This is a genomic window from Actinomadura meyerae, from assembly GCF_900188445.1.
GTDB classification, from domain to species: domain Bacteria; phylum Actinomycetota; class Actinomycetes; order Streptosporangiales; family Streptosporangiaceae; genus Spirillospora; species Spirillospora meyerae.
The window spans coordinates 43,636-65,904 of the sequence record NZ_FZOR01000014.1; the positions used below are offsets into that span (position 1 = coordinate 43,636).

Sequence of the window (22,269 nt, forward strand, 5' to 3'; positions counted from 1 at the left end):
CTCATCTCGGGCATTCGAATTGCCGTGTCGTTCCTTTTTGGGGTGGGGGCGGTGCGTCGGGCAGAGGGCAGGCGGAGCCTGCCCGACGAAAGCTGCACTCAGGGGCCGCAGAGGCTCCAAAGTCAAGGGTGGGACGAAGTCCCATCGCGAAGCGACGCCGAAGGCGCCCTTGACTTTGGAGGGGCGGCCCCGTACGCAGCGCCGCCCCCACCACAATTCCACGAACACCGATCAGACAATGACGCCTGAACGAACGAAGAACAAACTTACCCGTGACGAAGAGCCTTCTCTATGGCGGCCAGTTTGTCTGCCAGGTGAAGCAGGGCGCCAACCGACGGATCTTCGCTGTTGCCGGCCAAAGTCTGAGACCTCTGGTAGCCCGCCTTGACCTCGGCCCACCGCTCCGCCTCGACGCCCGACAGAGTGCCTCGCAGCTCCGAGAGCTTCAGCAGGTTGGCCTCGGCGTCCGAGGTCAACGTCTGCGACTCGGCCCGGTAGTGGTCGTCCAGTGCCGCTTCCAGTTCCCGTGCGTTCATCACCGGGAGGATCCGCTCGGCGAGCTTGTTCATGTCCCGGTAGGAACCCTGGAGACGGAAAGGCGGCTCGGTGCGGGACGCGTCGTCCTGGGCGGCGGAGGCAATGTACGCGCGGTTGACCGTCAGCACCACCTGCTGCACGTGTATCAGCTTCTCCATCACGGACAGAATCTCGTCGAGTTCGGCCTGCGAGTAGGGGTGCGACAGGCGGTCCGGACGGACGGTCTGGTCGCCCGAGGCGAGGCGCACGAGCAGTTCCACGTCGTTCCGGTCGCGGGTCGTCAGAGGCGCCAGGACCGGGTTCGAGGTCAGCGCGTTCTCAATGTAGCTGAGCGCGAACAGATCGTCCTTCCCGGACAGTACGTCGCCGAGGTTCCAGACGTCGGCGCGGTTGGCGAGCATGTCGGGGACGCGGAAGCGCCGCCCCGATTCGGTGTACGGGTTTCCGGCCATGCACACCGCGAACCGCTTTCCGCGCATGTCGTAGGTGCGGGTGGCGCCCTCGATCCGCCGCTGGGCGTCGCACAGCGGAATGAACTTCTGCAGGAATTCCGGCGACGTGTGCTGGATGTCGTCCACGTACAGCAGGACGTTGTTGCCCATCTCCAGAGCAAGGTTGATCTTCTCGACCTCGCGGGCCGCCGTCGCGTTGGGGGCCTGTGCCGGGTCGAGGGACGTGACGTCGTGTCCGAGAGCCGGGCCGTCGATGCGCACCAGCGCCAGGCCGAGGCGGTCGGCGACGTACTCCATCAGTGTCGTCTTGCCGTACCCGGGCGGGGAGATGAGCAGGAGCATGCCCATCTGGTCGGTCCGCTTGCCGTCCCCCGCGGCGCCGAGCTGCTTGGCCAGGTTGTCGCCGATGAGCGGCAGGTACACCTCGTCGACCAGGCGGTTCCGGACGAACGCGCTCATCGTCCGCGGCTTGAAGTCGGCCAGCCCGAGGCGCTTCTCCTCGACGGCGATCAGCTCGTTGCGCTGCTTCTGGTAGGCGCGGAAGGCGGGGACGCGCTCGGCCCGGAAGCGGTGGGTGCGGGCGAGCGTCTCGTCCAGGCGCAGCTCCAGGCGCCGGTCGATGATGCGCGGGTGGTCGCCGAGGAGGCCCTCGACCGTGGCCGTCAGCGCGGCGGGCGAGTCGTAGCGCGCGGCCGGGCACAGGAGCGTCGCCACGGCCTCGGGGAGGTCGGCCTCGTCGCCGCTCCCGCCGGTCGCCAGGTAGGAGGCCAGCCACGCCTCGGCGAGCTGGTGGCGAGCGGCCAGCGTGCCGGCCTCGCGCAAGTCCGTCTCCAGCGACGTGCCGTCGAGCGCCTGCGTGAAGCCCTTCAGCAGGGCACGGGCGCCCTGGCTCGTGACGAAGCCGTCCGGGGCGGCGGCGAGTTCCTCGATGAGGTACTCGGCGGCCAGCGGGTCGGGCCGCTCCAACCGGTGGTGCTCGGCGAACTCGCCGATCGACGCGGACAGCTCGGCGGTCAGGTCGGTCAACGCGCCCGCTAGGCCGAACGCCTCCCGAGCGCGGACGAGTGACCGTGCGCGCGCCGTCCACATGGCGCGCTCCGCCTTGTCCGGGCCGTGCGTCCAGAACAGCTGCGCGGCGGCCCTGGCCGGTCCGGGGTAGCGGAGCAGGCCCGCGTCGGCGCGCAGGCGCAGCAGTGCCTCCAGGATGCGCGCCGCGTCGTGGTCGTGGACGCCCCGCTCGTAGCCCTCGTCGTAGCGGTCCGCGGCCGCCTCCCGGACGAGGCCGAGCAGGCGCCCGCCGGCGGCGGCTTCGAGCAGCTCGTCCAGCGGCGACGACGCCAGGATGGAGGTCGCGAGGTACTCGGCCCGATACGTTTCCGCTGTTTCCGAGATGAGGGTCTGGCCCCACAGCGGCCGGGTCGCGGCGAAGCCCTCGTCGCGGACGGGCGCCCGGTAGTCGGTCCCGGTGATCGCGAACGCGACGGTGTCGCGGTGCGGGACGAGGGTCAGCTCGATCGGGCGCGTGTTGACCGCGAACCGGTGCCGGCCCAGCCGGATCGTCCCGCCGCCGTCCCCGTACAGGTCCAGGCGGTCGCGCAGCGCGCGGCCCGCCTCCTGCCGGGCCGCCTTGACGCGCCCTTCCAGCTCTTCCGCCCGGACGCCGTCGTCCAGCCCGCGCAGCTCGTCGGCGATCGACCGGAGCCGCGCCACCATCGCGTCGGTCGCGAAGTAGGTGTTGACCTCGTCCGGCGACGTGAGGGCGGCGGCGCGGCGGCGGACCCCAGCGAGGATCCGGTCGGCCGACTCGGTGAGCCGGTCGGTGCGGCGGGCGCGCTCGTCCAGCAGGGTCTGCTTGCGGGACGAGAACGCCTCGTAGACCTCGGTCCGCTTCGTCTCCAGCTCGCCGAGGAACTCGTCCAGCTCGGCGAACCGGGCCTGCAGCGTCTCCAGCCGGAGCAGCAGCCGGCCGAGCTGCTCGTCGCAGTCCTCGGGGGTGGCGGCGGACGCGAGGGCCCCGGCGATCGACTGGTCCAGGAGGGCGAGTTCGGCGGCGAACGCGGCGCGGCCCTCGCGCCCGAGCAGGTCGCGGCGCCGGTTGTCGAGGACGGCGCGGGCCCGGTTGAGTCCGCCGAGCACCTCGCCGACCCGCTCCAGGATCGCGGTCCGCGCGGTCGCGTCGGTGATGTCGAGGTCGCCGACGACCTCGGTGACGACCTCCAGCCCCTCGTTCTGCGCGGCGAGGAGGTCGGTGAGGGGCGCGGCGTCGGCGGCGGTCTCGATGGCGCCCGCCGCCTCGGTGATGCGCTCGACCTCGGCGTGGTACCCGGTGAAGGCGTCCTCGCGCTGGAGGAACTCGACGGCGCCCTGCCCCGCGTCCCGCAGCTCGGCCTGGACGGTCTCGGACAGCTCGTCCAGCCGGGACGCGTCGACGTAGCGCATGTCGCGCAGCGTCTCCAGCCGTCCCTGGGCGCGGCGGAACCCGGCGAGCTGCGACACCCAGCCGTCCGCCGTGGACGGCGGCTCGGCGTGCGCCAGGCGGATCATCGCGGCGATGTCGTCGGCCGCCGCGGAAACAGCGGAGACCGCCTGCTCGGTGAGCGCCTGGACCTTCTCGAACTCGTCCAGTACCTGGCCCGCGGTCGCGCGGACGTCCGCGAGCGGCGCCGCCACCGCGCCGAGGTCCTCGTCGGCGAGCCAGTGGTACAGGTCCGCGGCGCGCGTGCACGCCGCGATCAGCGCCTCGAACACCCGGGCGGACGGCGACATCTCGTCCACCATCCGGGTGACCGACAGGCATTCGGAGATGCCGCGCACGAGCTCGGCGTTCCCGACCCGCTCCAGCGGCCCGGTGCCGACCGGTTGCGCGGCGGCGTACGCGTCGGAGACGTACGGGGTCGCCCAGATCTGCATGGGGTGCACGCGCGACGGCTCGTCGGAGAACGCCCGCATCACGACGAGCGTCCCGTCCGCGAACAGCGAGTAGCCGTGGCAGGTGATCGGCGTCGCGACCCGCTTGCGGATCACGTTGTACGGCAGCAGCAGCGAGCGCCCGTCCTCCCGCGAGTGGAAGACGTAGAGGACGTCCTCCCCGTTGGGGGAGCGGATGACCCGCTCGTACTCCAGCCCGGTCACGTCGGTGTCGAACGTCTTCGCGGTGCCGGTGTCGAGGTAGTAGCCGCCCGGGAAGATGATCCCGTGGTCGTCCGGCAGCCGCCGGCACGCCTGCGCGATCCCGTCGAGCCGCGTGACCTCCTTGGTGCGGACGTTGAACACCAGGTGCCGCCACGCCTGCTCGTTGTACGGGCGGATCCGCAGCAGGATCAGCGCGCCGACCCGGGCGTGCAGGACGTCGGCGTCCGCGAGCGACTGCAGCGGCTCGTCCACCGGCTCGGAGTAGACGCCCTCGCCGCTGTCGGTGTTGTCCTCGATCTTGACGGTGAGGGTGCCGCCGATCGTCTCGACGAACACCTCGCCCTCGATCGAGATGTGCGGGTGCCGCCCGAGGACGTGGTCGTCCCGGGTGGTCTCGACCCAGTCGACGTCGTGCGCGGGCGGGAAGACGTGGTCGCGCTCGCCCTGGTTGTCCTCGTAGGCGACGCCGCCGTCCGGGCTGGTCCGCCACCGCAGGACGCGCAGGTCCGACAGGCGCGGCCCGGTCTGGAACACGGCGAGGAGCCGCCCGTCGACCAGCCTCAGCTGGAGCAGGCGCGCCTGCCGGTAGTACCGGTACATGTCGGCGAAGTCGCGCAGGAAGCGCGGGTCGTCCAGCAGCCCCGGCACCGCCTCCGGCTCGGCGGGGGCGAACGCGATGCCGTCCTCCGTCCGGGTGAACCGGTGCAGCGAGAACACGTCGTCGACCGTCGTCTCCGGCTTCAGCCCGAGGAAGACGTTGTAGCCGAACAGCATCACCCCGCCGAGCGCCACCACGTCGCGGGGGACGCAGTTGTGCGCCGTCCGGATCCGCTCGGTGCCGGCGAGGCGCAGCTCCGTGCCGCCGAACACCTCCAGCCGCCGCGCGTTCAGCGCCTCCGCGCGCCGCGCCAGCTCACCGGCCCGCTCGGCGAGGCGTGCCCGCAGGACCTCGTACGTCCCGTGGTCCAGCTCCGGCCGGCCCTCGGCCCCGGATTCCGTCCCGGCGGGGTTTCCCTCGGCGCCGGTTCTGCCGGAACCGCTCCCTCCGGCTCCGTTCCTCCCAGAACCGTTTCCCGCGGAACCGTTTCCCGCGGAACCGTTTCCCGCGGAACCGTTGCCCCCGGAACCGTTGCCCCCGGCAGCGCCCGTCGCGGTTTCGGTCATGTCCTCGGCGGCGTCCCTGACGACCTTGCTCACCCATCTCTCCCGTCTGCGTGTCGCTGTGATGGCGGCGCCTCGCCCGCGCACCGGTCGCGCGAGGGGGGTTCGGTGGGCTGCGACGGGTCGCCGGCCCGGCGGCCCCCGGTACCGGCGACCCGTCGCAGGTCTTGGATCAATTCGCGGTCACGGCGGTTCCATTGATTTCGGACAGGGGGGCGTCGGCGACGCCGAGTCGGCGCGCGGTGTCCAGCAGGTCCTGGAGCCGCGCGGCCTCCGGCCCGCCCGACTTGATGAGCCGCAGCAGCAGCGCGGAGAGGGTCAGGTCGCGGACGCCGGCGGTGTCGATCGAGCCGAGCATCCGGGCGACGTCGTCGGTGAAGGACGACGTCCCGTCCAGCCACGGCCCGGCGAGGGACTGCGCGACATCGGAGTTCTGCACGAAGCCGTCCACGCTCTTGCCGAGCGCGATCGACCCGACGAGCCGGTCGAAGAAGACGCTGTCGCCGCCGACGATGTTGATGTCGGCCTGCTCCAGCCCGGTGGCGAGCACGGTGGCCTGCGCCTCCGCGACCTGCCGCTGCACCTCGATCCCGGCGAGCCGGACGTCCTTCTCCGCCTCCAGCCGCAGCCGGTACTCCTCGTGCTGGCGGGACGCCTCGTCCAGCGCCGCCATCGCGCCGGCCTTCTCGTTGAGGCCTTCGGCCTCGGCGCGCAGCGTCTCGCGGATCCGGGCGGCCTCCGCGGCCGCCATCTCCGTCGCGGCGGCGGCCTCGGCGCGGCCGACCTTCTCGATGGCCTCGGCGCCGCGCTCGCGCACCTGGACCTCGGCGAGCCCGGCGGCGGCGGCCTCCGCGCGCAGCCCCTCGGCGAGGCGGATCTTGGCCTGCGCGTCCATCTCCGCGGCCTCCTGCCGCGCCTGCGCCATCGTCAGCTCCTCGCGGGCGCGGTGCTGCGCGGCCGCCTCCGCGGCCTCCGCGGCCTTGATGTCCTTGACGAGGTTCTCCTGCGCCTCGGCCTCGGCCCGGATGACGACGGCCTGGCGGTCCCGCTCGGCCTCCTCGACCGTGCGCAGCCGCTTGATGTTCTCCTCCTGCTCGGCGACGGTCCGCTCGACCGCGATCCGCTCCCGGACGACGTTCGCGATCTCCCGCTTCTCGGCCTCGACCTCCTTGTCGGCGGCGATGCGGGTCAGCTCCGTCTCCCGCTCGCGGCTGATGACCTCCAGCTGCCGGTCCTTCTCGATGCGCTCGCTCTCGATCGCGAGGACGCGCTCCTTGTTCTTCGCCGCGACGGAGACCTCGCGCTCCTTGTTCTCGTGCTGGACGCCGAGCTGCTCGTCGGTGCGGATGTGCGCGGTCTGCGCGCGGAGCCGCTCCTCGGCCTTGACCCGCTCGATCTCCGCCTGCTCGCGGGCCCGGACGGTCTCGATCTCGCGCTCCTGGCGGAGCTCGGCGTCGGCCTGGCGGCGCTCCAGCTCCAGGATCGCCTCGCGGGCCTCCACGTTCTGGCGGGTGATCTCCTTCTCCTCGTTGCGGGTGTACTCGTTGGTGCGGACGTGCTCGATCGCGGTCAGCTCGGTGATCTTCCGGATGCCCTGCGCGTCCAGGATGTTGGACTTGTCGAGCGACAGCAGCGGCGTCTGCTCCAGGTAGTCGATCGCCGCGTCCTCCAGGCTGTAGCCGTTCAGGTCCGTGCCGATGACCTGGATGATGTGGTCGCGGAACTCGTTGCGGCGGGTGTAGAGGTCGGCGAAGTCGAGGTGCTTGCCGACGGTCTTCAGCGCCTCGGAGAACTTCGCGGCGAACAGTTCCTGCAGCGTCTCCTGGTTGCTGGCGCGCTCGGTGCCGATGGCCTGCGCGACCTTGATGACGTCCTCGACGGTCTTGTTGACGCGGACGAAGAACGTGATGCGGATGTCGGCGCGGATGTTGTCCTTGCAGATCAGCCCGTCCCGGCCGGTCCGTTCGATCTCGATCGTCTTGACCGAGATGTCCATCAGCTCGGCCTTGTGCAGGACGGGCAGGACGATGGCGCCGGTGAAGGTGACGTCGACCTTCTTCAGCTTGGAGATGATCAGCGCCCGGCCCTGGTCGACCTTGCGGAACAGGCGGGTCACCATCAGCACGAGGCCGAGGGCGATCAGCAGGGCGAGCGCGAGGAGCACACCGGCTCCGATGGTGATGGTGTCCAACGGGATCCCTCTCTACTGGGGGAACGAGGTCGCGGGGTCGAAGGGCGCGGGAAGCGCGCGGGATGGTGCGCGGGGGCAGGAGCGGGGTCAGGGGGCGGGATCAGGGGCAGGTCAGGTGGCCGGGCGTTGGGCCAGGTCGGACGCCGTGCCGTGCGGCATCACCCAGAAGAACCGCCCGTCCGGGTCGATGTCGAAGATCAGCGCGACGCTGCCGGCGGTGAGGTCGGCGTCCGGGCCGGCGAGGTCCTTCGCCGCGCCGGCCACGGCCAGGTCGGACGCGGGCCGCCGCACCTGGACGATCGCGGACGACCCGTCCGGGGCGGTCACCTCGGCCTGGCCGAAGTCGGGGCCGACCCGGCCGGTGCGGATGACGCACGGCAGCCCGACGAAGTCCCGCAGGGACGCCGCGGCCTGGTCCTGGAAGACACGGCGCAGCGGCAGCACGGCGAGCCGCGTCCCGAACCAGGCCACGACCAGCGCCGCGGCCATGCCGAGCAGCCGCAGGGGGAGGCCGTCGGACAGTGCCGACGCCGCCAGGCTCACGAACCAGGCGAGCGCGATCAGCAGTGACAGCACGACCGTGACCGGCACGCCGCCGAGGCCGAGCATCGCGAGCCGCTCGGCGACGAACCCGTCCCCGCCGTCGGAGCCGTCACCCCCGGCGGCGCCCCCGTCCCCGGCGCCGGCACCGGCCCCCGTATCGGCATCGGTGCCGGCGCCGAGGAAGTCGACGCCCAGGCCGCCGAGGAGGACGAGCGTCCAGTAACCGGCGACGACCAGAAGGGAGAAGCTGAACAGCGCGGTCGGAAAACCGAGCGCGGCATCGATGAATTCACTCAAGGAAATGCACGCTCCCGCATCGAGACGTCATTGACCGACCGGGCGGCCGAAACGGCGTCCCGGTAATGCGTAGGGGTTCGCTGGGCGCGCGGTGATGCGCGGTGATGCACGCAGGCGCGCGCAGCGACGCACGCGGTATCTACGAGGTGAAGGCCGTGCTCAGCTATCCGGGAAGGCGTGCGCCCAGATGATGTGGCTCAGGTCATAGGGCCTGACGTCCCCAGGCCGGCCGCGGCGCGGCAGCGCCGGCGCGGCCGGCAGAGCGGCCCTCGGCGCAACGACAAAGTGCCGGGGAGTCATTAAATACCCTCCTGGTCGGAGACATCTCCTGTCCCGCCGACCAGACTTCCCGGCACACCGATAGTTACTTTAGCTTATTTCTCGCCAGAAGGGAAGTCTTTAAGCGACGGAACGCCAGTCGACGCTTACGGACCTTGCCGTTCGGCAGGAAAACGGCGATCCTGCCGGAGGCGCGAGACCCCTGCCTGTCGGGGCTCCGGGGATGTTCAGGTTTCCTTGAGGCGCGCTGGAGCTTCGGGTCAGGTCCTGCGGGTACGTTCGCCCGCCATGACCAGGGAGTCCAGCCGGCCGATCATCGTCCTCGGGTGCCCGCGATCCGGAACCACGCTGCTGCAGCAGATGCTGCACTCGCACCCCCGCATCGCGTTCCCGTCCGAGACGCGGTTCGTCCACGTCGCCTACGAGCGCCGCCTCGACTTCGGCGATCTGGAGCAGGAGGCGAACCGGCGGGCGCTGGCCGAATGGATCACCGGCGGCGCCGACACCAAGTTCCACGTGCTCGGCCTGGACCCGGCGGGCGTCGTCGACGAGATCGTGCACGGGCCGCCGACGCTCGGCTCGGCGCTGGCGGCCGTCTTCCGCGCCTACGCGCGGCAGCACGGCAAGCCCCGTTGGGGCGACAAGCGGCCGAGCTACTTTCGGCGGGTGCCGATGCTGCAGCGGATGTTCCCGGAGGCGCAGTTCGTCCACCTCGTCCGCGACGGCCGGGACGCGGTGAGTTCCCTGATGCGGATGCCGTGGTTCAAGGGCGACCTGTACGCGGCGGCGCTCACCTGGCGGGAGGCGGTCGACACCGGCCGGCGGCTCGGGGAGAGCCTCGGGCCGGGCACCTTCTACGAGTTCCGCTACGAGGACCTCGTCGGCGAGCCGGAGGACGCCCTGCGGCGCCTGTGCGCGTTCCTCGGCGAGGAGTACGACCCCGCCATGACGAAGGCGTACCGCCACGCGCGCGAGACCGTGCCGTCGTCGCGCAAGTGGCACCTGCGCACCCATGAGGCCCCCAACACCCGCCAGGTCGGCGCCTGGCGCGACCGGATGGCGGACTGGGAGGCGGATCTGGTCGAGCACGTCCTCGCCGACCGGCTGCGCCACCACGGCTACGAGCTGACCGGCGTGCCGCGCCCGGCCGCCGTGCACCTCGCGCGCTTCCAGCGGCTCGCGGCGCACCGCTGGCGGTCGCGGCACGCGCAGACGGTCCGGGACCGGCTCGCGGAGGCCCGCGAGCCCAACCCCGTCGTCTCCCGCCTCACCGGCCCGGTGCCGCCCCACCCCGGCCACTGAGCGGTGACCGGGTGGTGACCGACGGGTGATCACGGCCGCGGTTCTTTACCGGAGGGTGTGAGGACTGCCACGGCGGAGTCAGGAGACCCTGTCTCCGGGGCAAGTAGGGCGTGGCGCGGCCCCGAGGGACCCTTCCGGCCCGTTGTCCGAAATTCTCATGGAACGTGCCGGGCGGGCCGGCGCCCCGACGCGGCGCGCCCGCTGGGGAACCGCGCAGGTGGCGTGCCGTGGTGCGCTCCGCGGGGGAGAAGCGGACCGCTGGGACGGACGGGGACAGCGTTTTCCGATCTTGATCGGCTGGGCCCCTTATCGGCGGGGGTTACCTGTCAGTAACAAGTTGCCGTTTTTACCGCGCGGCTGACTTAATTTACGCGACAGAGACATGGTCGTGTCCGTTCGTTCACATCCGGACTTGAGACACGCCATGCTTTTGGTTGTATCTTGCGTGTTGCTCGTCACTCGATAGCTATCGCGATTGATTCGAGATCCTCTGACATAAGGAGGAGTGCGGTGACCAGTTCGGAAACAATTTCCCACGGCGAGCTGCAATCGTGGCTTCTTGACAGGATCGCCTTCTACCTCGACAGGCCCCCGGAAAACATCGACCCGGCGGTGGAACTCGCCCGCTACGGAGTGGACTCCGTCTACGCGATCAGCATCATCAGCGACATCGAGGACCACCTGCAGGTCGAGGTCGACGTGGCCGAGGCCCGGCGCCGGGAGACCGTGACGGCCCTCACCGACTACCTGCTCGAACTCGTCGCGTGATGGGCGGCCGGCCGGACGACGGGCCCGCGCTGGTCGTCCTCGGCGACAGCGTCGCCGAGGGCCAGGACGATCCGGATCCCGCCGGCGGGTGGCTCGGCTGGGCCGGGCGACTGGCCGCTCACCTGGGCATCCCCCGGGAGCTGATGCTGAACGCCTCCGACCCGGGCGCGACGGTCGAGGACGTGGTCCGCGACCAGCTGCCGGCCGTCCGGCACCTGCGGCCGGACCTGGTGGTGCTCGGCTGCGGCATGAACGACGCGCTGCGCGGCTTCGAGCGGCCCGCCGCGGCGCGCCGGCTGGACGAGCTGTTCGGCTGGGCGCGCGGGCGCGGCGCGGTGGCGCTGGCGATCCCGGTGCCGCGGCCCCCGCTGCTCGACCTGTCCCCGATCTCGCAGTTCCGCAAGAAACGCACCGTCCAGCGCATTCACGACTTCAACGCCGAGCTCGACCGTGTCTCCCGGGACCACGGAATGGCGTTCCCCGATCGGGCGACGGTGGCGAAAGTCGCTGACCGTTCGATGTGGAGTCCCGACGGAATCCACCTGAATCCGGACGGGCACGCCTATGTGGCGGAGGTGATCGCACAGATAGCCGGAGACCTGCTCGGTGAGCGGGTGAGCTGAGCCTCGGGGGCCGATTCCAGCAGTGTGGGAAACAGATGAACAGACCATTCGCGCTCGCGCGCGTCCCCCAGTCGATGTTGCTGATTCCGCTGGCTCCCGTGCTGGCCTTCCAGGCGTGGCGGACGGTGCGCCGGACCCCCCGGCTGGACCCCGCCGGCGGGGACGAGCACGGCTTCGTGCAGGGTGCGAACCCCGGCACCGGGCGTCCCGCGTTCCGCGTGGTCGTGATCGGGGAGTCCACCGCGGTCGGCGTCGGCGCGACCCGGCACACCGAGGCGCTGCCGGGCTACCTGGCCGAGGCGCTGCGCGAGCGGCTCCGGCGCAGCGTCGCGTGGTCGGTCACCGGGGAGAACGGCGCCACCGCCCGCCGGATCACCACCGGTCTCATTCCGGCGGCCGGCGGCATGCCCAATGGCGCGTCCAACGGCGCGTCCAACGGCGCGTCCAACGGCGCGGCGCAACCCAACGGCACCGCAGGTGACACGGCCGGCGGCACCGCCGGCGGCTGTGCGGCGGACCTCGTCGTCGTCACCGTGGGGATCAACGACCTGATCCGGCGGCGGCCGCTGCGCCGCTGGGCGGCCGACGTCAGCGAGCTGGTCGGCGTCCTGCGCGGCCGGTACGCGGGCGCGACCGTGCTGGTCGCGGGCATGCCGCCGGTGCACAGGTTCCCCGCCATCCCGCAGCCGCTCCGGTACGTGCTCGGCGCCCGCGCGCGGACCATGGACCGGATCATGCGGGAGGCGGCCCGGGCGGGCGGGGCGGTCCACGCTCCCATGGACGAGGCGATGGCGCGGGACCGCGGGCTGTTCGCCTCCGACGGCTTCCACCCGTCGCCCGCCGGCTACCGGGCCTGGGCGCGCGACCTCGCGCACGCCGTGGCCGCACCGAACTGACCCGACCGACGCCGAGAACCGACACGACGCCGAACTGACATGACACCGAACTGACACCACGCCGGACCGGCACGAGCGGGTCCGGCCCGACGCCGGACCGGCACCGTGCCGGTCCGGCACCCACGCCGGTCCGGGCCCGACCCCGGACCGACGCGCCGGCTCGAGACGACACGTCGAGCGAAGGGAGCAGCTCGGATGACGGTTGCCGGAACGTTCCGATCGGCGGTGGAGGCCAAGGACCTCGCCGCCGTCACCAGCACCCTGGACCCGGGCATCGAGTTCCGCAGCCCGGTGATGGTGAAGCCCTATCTCGGCCGCTCCACCGTCACCGCGCTGATCGCGATCCTGTTCGAGGTCTTCGAGGACTTCCGCTACCTCGACGACCTGGTCAGCCGCGTCCCGGACGGGCCGGGCCCGCCCGCGCAGGCGCTGATCTTCGACGCCCGGGTGCTGGGCAAGGAGGTGCAGGGGCTCGACTGGCTCAGGTTCGGCGACACCGGTCTCGTCACCGGCCTGACGGTCATGGTCCGCCCGCTGCCCGCGGCGATGACGCTCGCCCGGGTGGTGGGGAAGCGGATGGAGGAGGCCGCGGGGGGAGCCGCGGACGGCGCCGCGGGGGTGGGCGGCGCGCACGGCTCGGGGGACACGCACGGCACGGCGCCCTAGGGCGCGCCGGTCAGCGGGCGCGGCCGACGGCGCGGCCGGACGGCGCGGCCGCTGGAGCCGACCGAGGATCAAAGGGAGTGGAAGGAACGATGGACAGTAAGGTCCCCGCACACCCCGCGAGCCCCGCGCTCGCGGTCCCGGCGCTCGCGGACCCCGCCCCCGCCGGGCCGGCGTCCGCCGACCCGGCGCCCGCGCGGCCGGCACCGGACCGGCAGGCGTCCGTCCGGCAGGAGCCCGACCGGCAGCAGCCCGTCCGGCAGGAGCCCGACGGGCAGGAGTCCGACGGGCAGGAGTCCGACGGGCAGGAGTCCCAACGGCACGAGCCGGGCGCCCCGCCGGGCGCGGGCCGGGTTACGGAAGGGCTGTCCCCGGCGCACGGGATCGCCGCCGACCTGGACGGCTACCTCGGCGACCCGATGGACGACGAGGCGGGCCCGTTCTCCTACCGGGCGATCGTGGAGGCCGAGGAGCGCGACGAGCTGCCGCCGGGCGCGGTGGACGCGCTGCGCGCCTGGGGCTTCCCGACGTACCTGGTGCCCGTCCCGCTCGGCGGGCGGCTGTCGACCCTGGAGGAGCTGTTCTTCGTGACCCGCGGCATCTCGCGCCGCAGCGTCACGATGGCGGTGATGTACGGGTCGGGGCTGCTGGCCGTGAACCCCGTGTGGCTGTGGGGGAGCACCTGGCAGCGCAGGACGGTCGCGGACGGGGTGCTCCGCGGCGACCTGGCCTGCTTCGGAGTCTCGGAGGCCGACCACGGCAGCGACGTGATGGCGTCGGAGTCGGAGGCGGAGATCCAGGGCGACGAGCTGGTGCTGACGGGCGTGAAGTGGCCGGTGGGCAACGCGACCCGCGGCCGGTTCGTGACGACCTACGCCAGGACCGGGCCGCGCGACTTCTCCCTCATCCTGGTCGACAAGCGGGAGCTGGACCCGGCGGTCTGGTCGACGCTGCCGCCCGTCCGGACGGTCGGGCTGCGCGGCCACGACCTGTCCGGCGTCGCGTTCTCCGGAGCGCGGGTGCCCGCGGACCGGGTGATCGGGCGGCGCGGGTCCGGGCTCGTCCAGACGTTGAAGACGCTGCAGATCACCCGGACGGCGATCGCGGCGCTGTCGGTCGGCACGATGGACGCGGTCGTGCGGATCGGGACGCGGTACGCCCGGGAGCGCACCCTCTACGGCTCGGACATCTACAGGATCCCCGTGATCCGCGACCACCTGCTGAAAGCCCATCTGGACCTGCTGATCGCCGAGTGCGTGGCGATCCCGGTGGCGCGCTGCCTGACGGTCGCGCCGGGCCGGCTGAGCCTGTGGTCGTCGATCGTGAAGTACTTCGTCCCGGTCGTGGGGGAGGAGGTCGTGGCGAGCATCGGCACCGTCCTCGCCGCCCGCGGCTACCTGCGCGAGGGCGTCGCGCACGGGGTGTTCCAGAAGCTCCAGCGCGACCACGCGATCGCGAGCATCTTCGAGGGCACCACGCACGTGAACCTCGCGAACGTCGCCGGGCAGCTCCCGTACCTGATCGAGCCGCCGGAGGAGACGGGCCGCGAGGGCGAGCTGCTCGCCGACCTGTTCTGCTGGACGCGCACCCCGCCGGAGTGGGCGCCGGACGGGCGGCTGCTCCAGCTCACCAACGAGGGGCGTGACGAGGTGGGGCAGCGGTTCGAGCAGATCGCCGAGGAGGTCCTGGAGGCCGCGAACGCGCACGCGGCGCCCGGTGTCGCGGCGGAGCTGAAGGACCTCATGTCCAGCATCGGCGGGCTGCGCGCCAAGGTGGACGAGGGCATCCGGACGAGCGAGGGCGACGTCTCCTCGGTCGCCGCGCTCGCGCGCGCCAAGCGGTACTGCGAGCTGCACGCGATGTCCTCCTGCATGCTGACGTGGCTGCACAACAGGCAGGAGTTCGATGGCGCGTTCGCCGAGGGCCAGTGGCTCGTCCTGTGCCTGCAGCGGCTGCTCCAGCGCGCGCAGCCCGACGCCGTGCTGTCGGAGGAGTTCCTCCCGTCGCTGGAGGAGGCGATGTTCCGCGACTCCGACGGAGGGCGCTGGTTCTCCCTGCTCTCTCTCGCCGAGGACGAGTGATAGGCCGTGTACTCGGATTTCGTGTCGCTGGTCCGGGACAACATCCGGACCCACGGTGACGACCGCTCGTTCACCTTCATCAGCGAGGCGCCCGCGTCCGGGGGGCGCAGCTCCCTGTCCTCCGGGTCCAAGCGCACCTCCGGGTCCGGACGCACGTCTGGCTCCGGGCGCACCTCTGGCTCCGGGCGTACCTATGGGTCGGGGCGTACCTATAAGGAGGACGTGCTCGGGTTCGCCGAACTCGACCGGAAGGCGCGCGCGCTGGCCCGCCGCTTGGAGGCGCGCGGGCTGCGCGACAGGGCGGTCCTGCTGCTGTACCCGGAGGGCCTGGAGTTCATCTCGGCGTTCCTGGGGTGCCTGTACGCGCGGGTCATCGCCGTCCCGGCGCCGCTGCCCGACCTGGACGCGGGACGGTTCGGCCGCACCCGCCGCATCATCGAGGACGCCGACATCGCGCTGATCCTCACCGACACCGCCCACCGGGGGACGCTCGACGCGTGGCTGCGCGCGGCCGGCCTGCGCAGCCGCCTGCACTGCCTCGACACCCAGGCGGGCAAGGACGTCGACCCCGGCGACTGGTCGCCGCCGGAGTTCACGCCCGGCACCCTCGCGTTCCTCCAGTACACCTCCGGCTCGACCAGCGACCCGAAGGGCGTGATGGTCACGCACGGGAACCTGCTGTGCAACGGCGAGGAGATCAAGCGCCGGATCGAGGGCTCGTCCGACACGGTCGGCGTCGGCTGGGTGCCGCACTACCACGACATGGGGCTGGTCGGGCAGTTCCTCGAACCGCTCTACCTCGGCTGCCGGTACGTCTTCACCTCGCCGATCACGTTCATCAAGCGCCCGGTGCTGTGGCTGGAGCTGATCACCCGCTACCGGGGCACGATCACCGTGGCGCCCAACTTCGGGTACGAGCTGGCCTTGCGCCGCATCTCCGACCGGCAGCTGGAGGGGCTGGACCTGTCGTCGCTGACGGTCGTGAAGAACGGCGCCGAGCCGGTGCGGGCGGCGACCCTGGAGGCCCTCACCGAGCGGTTCGGCCCGATCGGGTTCCGGCCCGAGATGTGGATGCCCTGCTACGGGATGGCGGAGACGACGCTGCTCGTCACCGGCGCGCCGCTCGGCGGCGGCCCGGTGATCCGCGACTTCGACGCCGACGCCCTCAGCAAGGACGAGGCCGTGCCGCGCACCGGACCGGGGCGCGCGCGGCGGCTGGTGAGCAGCGGCCGGCCCGTCACGCTGGACGTGCGGATCGTCGACCCCGACACCCGTGCCGAGCGCCCGGAGGGGCGCGTCGGCGAGATCTGGGTGCGGGGCGGCAGCGTCGCACGAGGCTACTGGGGCAGCCCGGAAGAAAGCGCCAAGACTTTCCAGGCGAGAACGATCTCCGGGAACGGCCCCTATCTGCGCACCGGTGATCTCGGATTCCGGCTCGGCGGCGAACTGTTCGTCACCGGAAGGATCAAGGATCTGATCATCGTGAACGGCCGGAATATCCACGCCCACGACATCGAGGAGGCGGCGCGGGCGGCCCATCCGGCGGCCCTGATCGGCGCCGCGTTCGCCCTCGACGGCGCCTTCGACGGCACGCTCGACGGAGAGCTCGACGGGGAGCTCGACGGGGAGTTCCACGGCGGTCCCGGCGGGCCCGGCGGGGGCGTGAACGGGGCCGGAGCCGGGCCCGGAAACGGGGGCGCGGGCGGCGGGCTGGACGCGGGCCGGGAGCACGTCGTCCTCGTCCAGGAGATCAGCACGCGGGCGGCCGCGGGCACGCCCCTGGACGAGCTGGCGTCGCTCTTCAAGGCCCGTGTGGCACGGGCTTTCGAGCTTCCCGCCGTGAGCGTCGTGCTGGCCCCGCGAGGCACCGTGCGGCGCACGACGAGCGGCAAGATGCAGCGCCGGCTGACCCGGGAGGCGTTCCTCTCCGGGGAGATCGCCGCCCTCGCGGACGACCTCGAACCGGGGGTCGCGGAGCTCAGGAGGGCCCCCGCATGACCGCCCGCGTCACCACTCGCCGGACCATCCGCATGACCGCCGTCATGACCGCCCCCGCGACGGCCGTCAGGGCCGCCGGGACGATCATCATGACGACCCCCGTGACCTGCAATTCCGAAGATCAAGAAATTCTCCGCAACCAATCCTAGTCAAAAGCATGACTAATCATGTCTTTGTCTGATAACGTCGGTCGCAACCCTGAGTCAAGGCGGGGAGAGAAGGCCGATGGCGCTACGTCACGCGGTGCTGGCGGCGCTGCTCGACGGCGAGTACAGCGGCTACCAGCTGGCCAAGATCTTCGATTTGTCGGTCTCCAACTTCTGGCATGCCGTACCGCAGCAGCTCTACTCGGAGCTGTCGAGGTTGGAGACGGAGGGCCTGATCCGCGGGCGGCAGATCATCCAGCACGACCGTCCCAACAAGCGGGTGTACACGGTCACGCAGGCCGGCGTCGACGAGCTCGAGCGGTTCGCCGAGACCCCCGCCAAACCCGGGATCATCCGCGAGAACCTGCTCGTGATGGTCCAGGCCGTGGACCACATCTCCGCCGAGGCCGTCATCGCGCAGCTCGAGGACAGGGCGGTCGCGGCCGCCGCCAAGGTCGAGGTCTTCGAGCGCACCCTCAAGCACCTGCGCGGCGACATGGACGAAGAGGCGTTCCTGCGCACCGGATCGCCGCTCGGTCCGTACCTCACCTGCCTGCGAGGCCGCCGCTTCGAGCAGGAGAACTACGAGTGGTTCACCAGTACCGCCCGGCTGCTGCGCGGCCGGGCGGGCATCCAGGCCGAGGAGGGCGAGCCGTCATGACGGCCTCCTCGAACACGGCGCCCCCGGCGCCGACCCCCCACGCCCTCACCAGCCTCGCACCCCGGCCGGGCTGGACCCGGGCGACACGCCTTAGTCAAGGAGGCGTTCACCATGTCGGGCGAACACCACACCATCGAACTCCCTAGCAGTCCACTCCCCAACACCGCACTCCCGAGCACCCCGCTTCCCGGCGACGCACCGGCCGCCGGCACGGCCACGACGGCCCCGCCGCACGGCCTGCCCACGATCGACGAACCGCCCCCGCTGCTGCTGGGCGAGCTGAGGCTGCCCGCCGAACGGGAGTCCGTGCCGCGGGCGCGGCGGTTCAGCCGGTCCGTCACCGCCGCGTCCGGCATCGCGCACATCCGCGACGACGCCGAGGTCCTGGTGTCGGAGCTGGTGACCAACGCCGTCCGGCACGCGACGGGGCCGGCGCTGCGGCTGCGCCTGCTGCGCACCGGCGCCCTGCTCCGCGTCGAGGTGCACGACCAGGGCGGCGGCGTCCCGCGGCCGCGCCAGGTCGACCTCATGGAGGAGACGGGACGCGGCTGGTTCCTCGTCGCGGTCATGGCCGACCGGCACGGCACCGAGCACACCCCGGCCGGAAAGTCGGTGTGGTGCGAAGTGCGCGCCTGGCCGCGGGACGAGTACCCCGGGCACTGAGCACCCCCTTTCGCAGACCCCCGGTTCGGCGAACGGAAGTGCCGCCATGCCCGAATACGCGCCCGCTGACCGCCGTCCCCCTCGCTACCACCGGTCGGACGGGAGCCCGGCCACGGCGGAGGAGGCCCAGCGGCTGCTGCTGGACGTTCGGGGGCGCCTGCTCGCGCAGGACGTCATCCGCGTCGGCGCCGCCGTCGTGGTCGTCTCGACGTGGTTCACCGTGGTGGACCTCGGCATCGCCGCGAACGGCCGGCCGCTGCTGTGGCAGACGATCGTGTCCGATCACGCGATGCACGCCGACATCGGGCAGTACACGTCCCGGGAGAAGGCGGCGCGCGGCCACGCGGAGGCCGTTGCCATGATCTCCGGACGGCTGCGCGGGCTGGTGGCCCGCGCGGCCATGGACGAGGTACGCCCCCAGCCGAGGACCCGACCCGCGCGGGCCTGATCCGCGCGGATCTGATCCGCGCGGATCTGATCCGCGCGGGCCCGACCCCGCGAGGACCCCGACCCCGCACACGACGCGAGCACGACGACCCCGCTTCCCGTCCCGCATCCCCCACGACACGGGCCCGGCGCACCCGGCCCGTCCCCGGCATGAGGTTGTGATCAGATGGCCTCGAAGACACCCCGCGACGACGTCCCCGGCGGCGGCCCCCGGCGGAGGCGTCCGATCCGCCTGCGGATCACGGCGCTGCTGCTGGTGCCGCTGGTGTCGCTCATCACCCTCTGGGCGTTCGCCGCGAACATCACGCTCGGCGACGCCTTCGACAAGTACGACTTCTCGACGACGTACGAGAAGATGGGCCTGCCCGGCATCTACCTGGTGAACCAGCTCCAGGCGGAACGTTCCCTCAGCGTCGTCGCGCTCGTCTCCCGCGACGACGGGGCCAAGCAGAAGCTCGGCGCGCAGCGCGCCCGGGTCAGCGCGGTCGAGAAGTCCTTCCGCGGGACGGCGCTGTCGTCCGAGGCGCAGGACGCGGCGCAGCCCGACACGAAGAAGCGGCTCGCCGAGGCGATCAAGGCGCTGGACAGGCTGCCGCAGCTGCGCGGCAGGGTCGACTCCGGCCGGGCCGCGCCGCTCGACGTCATCAACTCCTACAGCACGATGCTCGACCAGGTCATCAGGGTCTTCGACGGCCTGGTGACGGTCAACGACGCCGCGATCCTCACCCAGGGCCGCGCGCTGATCGGCATCGGCAACGCCCGCGCCTACATGCTGCGGCAGGACTCGCTCGTCACCGCCGCGATGGCGCGCAACGGCCGGTTCACCGCCGCCGAGCACACCGCGTTCATCCAGTGGGCGGCGGAGGGCCGGCGCGAGTTCGAGGCCGGGCTCGCCGACCTCAACGACCGGATCCGCGGGCCGCTGAGCGCGCTCGCCGCGTCCGAGCAGTTCCAGCGGTACCGGGCCGCCGAGGCCGCGATCGTGGACGCGCGCGGCGACCGGCTGCCGTCCGAGGCGGCCGGCTGGCAGGCCACCACCCAGCTGCTGTCGCAGGCGTGGGCGCAGAAGGTCACCGAGGCGAGCCTCGCGCTCAACGAGATGGCCAAGCCGATCGGCGAGCGGATCGTGCTGCGGCTCGTCCTCGCCGGCGGGTTCGGGCTGCTCGCGGTCGTCGCGTCGATCGTGCTGTCGCTGCTCGCCGCCCGCAGCCTGTCCCGCGAGCTGCGCGGGCTCCAGCGCGCCGCGCTGGACCTCGCCGACAACCGGCTGCCCGGCGTCGTCGCCCGGCTCCGGCGCGGCGAGGAGGTCGACGTGGACGCCGAGGCGCCACCGCTCGTCATCGGCAAGACCAAGGAGGTCGCGCGGGTCGGCGACGCGTTCACCAAGGTGCAGCGAACCGCGATCGACACCGCCGTCCGCGAGTCGTACCTGCGGCAGGGCATCAGCCGCGTGTTCCTCAACGTCGCCTGGCGCAGCCAGTCGCTGCTGCACCGCCAGCTCCGGATGCTGGACGAGATGGAGCGCGGCGCGTCCGACCCGAAGGCGCTGGAGGACCTGTTCCGGCTCGACCACCTCACCACCCGCATGCGGCGGCACGCCGAGGGCCTGGTCATCCTGTCCGGGACGTCCCCGGGCCGGGGCTGGAGCCGGCCGGTGCACGTCGAGGACGTGCTCCGCGCCGCCGTCGCCGAGGTCGAGGACTACACCCGGGTCGAGGTCGTCGTGGTGTCCGGGCAGGCCGCGCTGATCGGCGAGGCCGTCGCCGACATCATCCACCTGCTCGCCGAGCTGATCGAGAACGCCACCGTGTTCTCGCCCGCGCCGACCGAGGTGCTGGTGCGCGGCGAGATGGGCGCCAACGGGTTCGCCGTCGACGTCATCGACCGCGGCATCGGCCTCGACCAGTCCGAGCTGGACGCGCTGAACCTGCGGCTGTCGCGGCCGCCGGAGTTCGACCTGGCCGTCACCGACCGGCTCGGGCTGTTCGTCGTCGCCCGGCTCGCCGGCCGGCACGGCATCAAGGTCGCGCTCCAGCCGTCGCTGTACGGGGGCGTCAGCGCGGTCGTGCTGATCCCGCGCGAGCTGATCGTGGACGTCGAGCAGCCCGAGGACGAGGACGGGGCCGCCGCGCCCGGCGCCGACGTCCCGGTCGCCGGGGGCGCCGCGCGCAACGGGCACGCGCCGCTGAACGGATCGACGCGCCAGTGGCCCACGCCGCCGTCCGCGTCGTCGTCCACGGCGATGCTGAACGCGCCGGTGCACGACGCGCCGCCCGTCCAGGACGCCCCGCCCGCTCGCGAGGCGCCGAGCTACGACCCGGCGCCGACCTACGAGGAGACGCCCGGCTACGAGGCGCCCGGCCACCAGGCGACCGGCTACGAGGCGACCGGCTACGAGGCGCCCTCCTACGAGGCGCCCGGCTACGACCCGGCGCCGGGCTACGAGAGCGCGGCACCCGATACCCCGGCGTCCCTGGAGGACGGGCCGGCTCCCGGCGCGACGGTGGGGTTCAACGCCTACGACGGAACCGAGCCCCCGACGTCGTACGGCACCCCACCGTCGTACGGGACGCCCGGTCCGCCGCCCGCGTTCGACGCCACGCGACCGTTCCAGGCCGCGGGGCCGCGCCTCCCCGCCTACGGCCACGACCCCTACGCCGGGGCCGGCCGCCGCTACGAGGCCCCCGCGTCCTTCGGGGACGGGCAGCCGGCCGGTGACGGCCAGGCGTTCGGCGAGGGGCAGGCGTTCGGCGAGTCCTACGTCCAGGCGGGCGGCGGGCGCGCCCCGCTGCCGCGCCGGGTGCGGGGCGGCAACCTGGCGCCGCAGCTGCGCGACCAGGACGGCTTCGACGAGCCGCCCGCCGCGCCGCCCGAGGACGCGCTCGCGGCCTGGGAGGAGCGCTCGGCGGAGGCGTCGCGTGACCTGTTCGCCTCCCTGCAGGCCGGCTGGCTGCGGGGCAGGGACGAGGACGAAGGACCGGCCGACGGCATGGAGGGAAGATCATGACCCAGCAGGGAGTCGCCGCCGAGCTCAACTTCCTCCTCGACGACCTCATCGACCGGGTGCCGCAGATCCGCAAGGTCGTGGTGCTGTCCCGGGACGGGCTCGTCATGGGCAAGTCGCGCGGCGTCGGCCGCGAGGACGGCGAGTACCTCGCGGCGCTCGCCGCCGGATTCCACAGCCTCGCGATCGGCGCCAAGCCGCAGCTGGAGTCCGGCGAGATCCGGCAGACGCTCATCGAGATGGACCAGGGCCTGTTCTTCGTGGTGCCCGCCGGGGCCAACAGCTGCCTCGCGCTGCTCAGCGAGGTCGGCGCGAACGCGGGCCTCGTCGCCTACGAGATGACGATGCTGGTCAAGCGCGTCGGGAGGCAGCTGTCCACCGGACTCAGGCAGGGCGCCGCCGGCCCCGGACCCAGGTGACCCGCC

The 22,269-nt window shown here is 72.3% G+C and carries 16 protein-coding genes; 13 read left to right on the forward strand and 3 right to left on the reverse strand.

From position 1 onward, the window contains the following. Positions 1-266 precede the first annotated feature (266 nt). The 3 genes from CHF16_RS16440 to CHF16_RS16450 form a co-directional block, all read right to left on the reverse strand. Positions 267-5,318: a DNA repair ATPase gene (locus CHF16_RS16440; RefSeq protein WP_245868623.1), complete on the reverse strand. Its 5,052-nt coding sequence runs from the start codon at positions 5,316-5,318 to the stop codon at positions 267-269. Positions 5,319-5,454: 136 nt separating this feature from the next. Next, entirely contained in the window at positions 5,455-7,473 is a 2,019-nt protein-coding gene (locus CHF16_RS16445) for a flotillin family protein (protein ID WP_089326919.1), read from the reverse strand. Between the two features lie 111 nt (positions 7,474-7,584). Further along, entirely contained in the window at positions 7,585-8,313 is a 729-nt protein-coding gene (locus CHF16_RS16450; RefSeq protein WP_089326920.1) for a hypothetical protein, read from the reverse strand. A gap of 567 nt (positions 8,314-8,880) precedes the next feature. On the opposite strand from CHF16_RS16450, the gene CHF16_RS16455 reads away from it, so the two are divergent. The 13 genes from CHF16_RS16455 to CHF16_RS16510 all read left to right on the forward strand — a co-directional run bounded on the left by CHF16_RS16455 (position 8,881) and on the right by CHF16_RS16510 (position 22,263). Then, on the forward strand, positions 8,881-9,894 hold the full coding sequence (locus tag CHF16_RS16455; protein ID WP_089326921.1) for a sulfotransferase family protein: 1,014 nt from the start codon (positions 8,881-8,883) through the stop codon (positions 9,892-9,894). 510 nt (positions 9,895-10,404) lie between these two features. Further along, complete coding sequence (locus CHF16_RS16460) at positions 10,405-10,662, forward strand: acyl carrier protein (protein ID WP_089326922.1); 258 nt, start codon at positions 10,405-10,407, stop codon at positions 10,660-10,662. Then, complete coding sequence (locus tag CHF16_RS16465) at positions 10,662-11,285, forward strand: SGNH/GDSL hydrolase family protein (protein ID WP_089326923.1); 624 nt, start codon at positions 10,662-10,664, stop codon at positions 11,283-11,285. The genes CHF16_RS16460 and CHF16_RS16465 overlap by 1 nt, the downstream gene beginning before the upstream one ends. A 35-nt stretch (positions 11,286-11,320) precedes the next feature. Then, on the forward strand, positions 11,321-12,181 hold the full coding sequence (locus CHF16_RS16470; RefSeq protein ID WP_143228004.1) for an SGNH/GDSL hydrolase family protein: 861 nt from the start codon (positions 11,321-11,323) through the stop codon (positions 12,179-12,181). Positions 12,182-12,376: 195 nt separating this feature from the next. Further along, on the forward strand, positions 12,377-12,847 hold the full coding sequence (locus tag CHF16_RS16475; RefSeq protein WP_143228005.1) for a nuclear transport factor 2 family protein: 471 nt from the start codon (positions 12,377-12,379) through the stop codon (positions 12,845-12,847). 89 nt (positions 12,848-12,936) lie between these two features. Next, positions 12,937-14,925 carry an acyl-CoA dehydrogenase family protein gene (locus CHF16_RS16480; protein ID WP_218826692.1) on the forward strand — a complete coding sequence of 663 codons (1,989 nt, stop codon included), beginning with the start codon at positions 12,937-12,939 and terminating at the stop codon, positions 14,923-14,925. 6 nt (positions 14,926-14,931) lie between these two features. Next, positions 14,932-16,923, forward strand: coding sequence for a fatty acyl-AMP ligase (locus tag CHF16_RS16485; protein ID WP_089326926.1), 1,992 nt, complete (start codon positions 14,932-14,934; stop codon positions 16,921-16,923). Further along, positions 16,920-17,072, forward strand: coding sequence for a hypothetical protein (locus tag CHF16_RS40305; protein WP_179271552.1), 153 nt, complete (start codon positions 16,920-16,922; stop codon positions 17,070-17,072). The genes CHF16_RS16485 and CHF16_RS40305 overlap by 4 nt, the downstream gene beginning before the upstream one ends. A 76-nt stretch (positions 17,073-17,148) precedes the next feature. Next, positions 17,149-17,730, forward strand: a complete 582-nt coding sequence (locus CHF16_RS16490) for a PadR family transcriptional regulator (RefSeq protein ID WP_089326927.1) — start codon at positions 17,149-17,151, stop codon at positions 17,728-17,730. A gap of 111 nt (positions 17,731-17,841) precedes the next feature. Then, a complete protein-coding gene (locus tag CHF16_RS16495; protein ID WP_089326928.1) occupies positions 17,842-18,393 on the forward strand; it encodes an ATP-binding protein in 552 nt (183 codons plus the stop codon). Between the two features lie 46 nt (positions 18,394-18,439). After that, entirely contained in the window at positions 18,440-18,841 is a 402-nt protein-coding gene (locus tag CHF16_RS16500) for a hypothetical protein (protein ID WP_089326929.1), read from the forward strand. A 165-nt stretch (positions 18,842-19,006) separates the two neighbouring features. Next, positions 19,007-21,847, forward strand: coding sequence for a sensor histidine kinase (locus CHF16_RS16505; protein WP_089326930.1), 2,841 nt, complete (start codon positions 19,007-19,009; stop codon positions 21,845-21,847). Beyond that, positions 21,844-22,263, forward strand: a complete 420-nt coding sequence (locus tag CHF16_RS16510) for a roadblock/LC7 domain-containing protein (RefSeq protein ID WP_089326931.1) — start codon at positions 21,844-21,846, stop codon at positions 22,261-22,263. Before CHF16_RS16505 ends, CHF16_RS16510 begins: the two co-directional genes overlap by 4 nt. Positions 22,264-22,269: the final 6 nt, after the last annotated feature.

Excerpts from the sequence above, each read along its gene's own strand:
- CHF16_RS16475 (WP_143228005.1), top strand. The coding sequence starts at position 12,377 with ATGACGGTTGCCGGAACGTTCCGATCGGCGGTGGAGGCCAAGGACCTC.
- CHF16_RS16495 (WP_089326928.1), top strand. The coding sequence starts at position 17,842 with ATGTCGGGCGAACACCACACCATCGAACTCCCTAGCAGTCCACTCCCC.
- CHF16_RS16470 (WP_143228004.1), top strand. The coding sequence starts at position 11,321 with ATGAACAGACCATTCGCGCTCGCGCGCGTCCCCCAGTCGATGTTGCTG.
- CHF16_RS16455 (WP_089326921.1), top strand. The coding sequence starts at position 8,881 with ATGACCAGGGAGTCCAGCCGGCCGATCATCGTCCTCGGGTGCCCGCGA.
- CHF16_RS40305 (WP_179271552.1), top strand. The coding sequence starts at position 16,920 with ATGACCGCCCGCGTCACCACTCGCCGGACCATCCGCATGACCGCCGTC.
- CHF16_RS16510 (WP_089326931.1), top strand. The coding sequence starts at position 21,844 with ATGACCCAGCAGGGAGTCGCCGCCGAGCTCAACTTCCTCCTCGACGAC.
- CHF16_RS16490 (WP_089326927.1), top strand. The coding sequence starts at position 17,149 with ATGGCGCTACGTCACGCGGTGCTGGCGGCGCTGCTCGACGGCGAGTAC.
- CHF16_RS16465 (WP_089326923.1), top strand. The coding sequence starts at position 10,662 with ATGGGCGGCCGGCCGGACGACGGGCCCGCGCTGGTCGTCCTCGGCGAC.
- CHF16_RS16500 (WP_089326929.1), top strand. The coding sequence starts at position 18,440 with ATGCCCGAATACGCGCCCGCTGACCGCCGTCCCCCTCGCTACCACCGG.
- CHF16_RS16505 (WP_089326930.1), top strand. The coding sequence starts at position 19,007 with ATGGCCTCGAAGACACCCCGCGACGACGTCCCCGGCGGCGGCCCCCGG.
- CHF16_RS16480 (WP_218826692.1), top strand. The coding sequence starts at position 12,937 with ATGGACAGTAAGGTCCCCGCACACCCCGCGAGCCCCGCGCTCGCGGTC.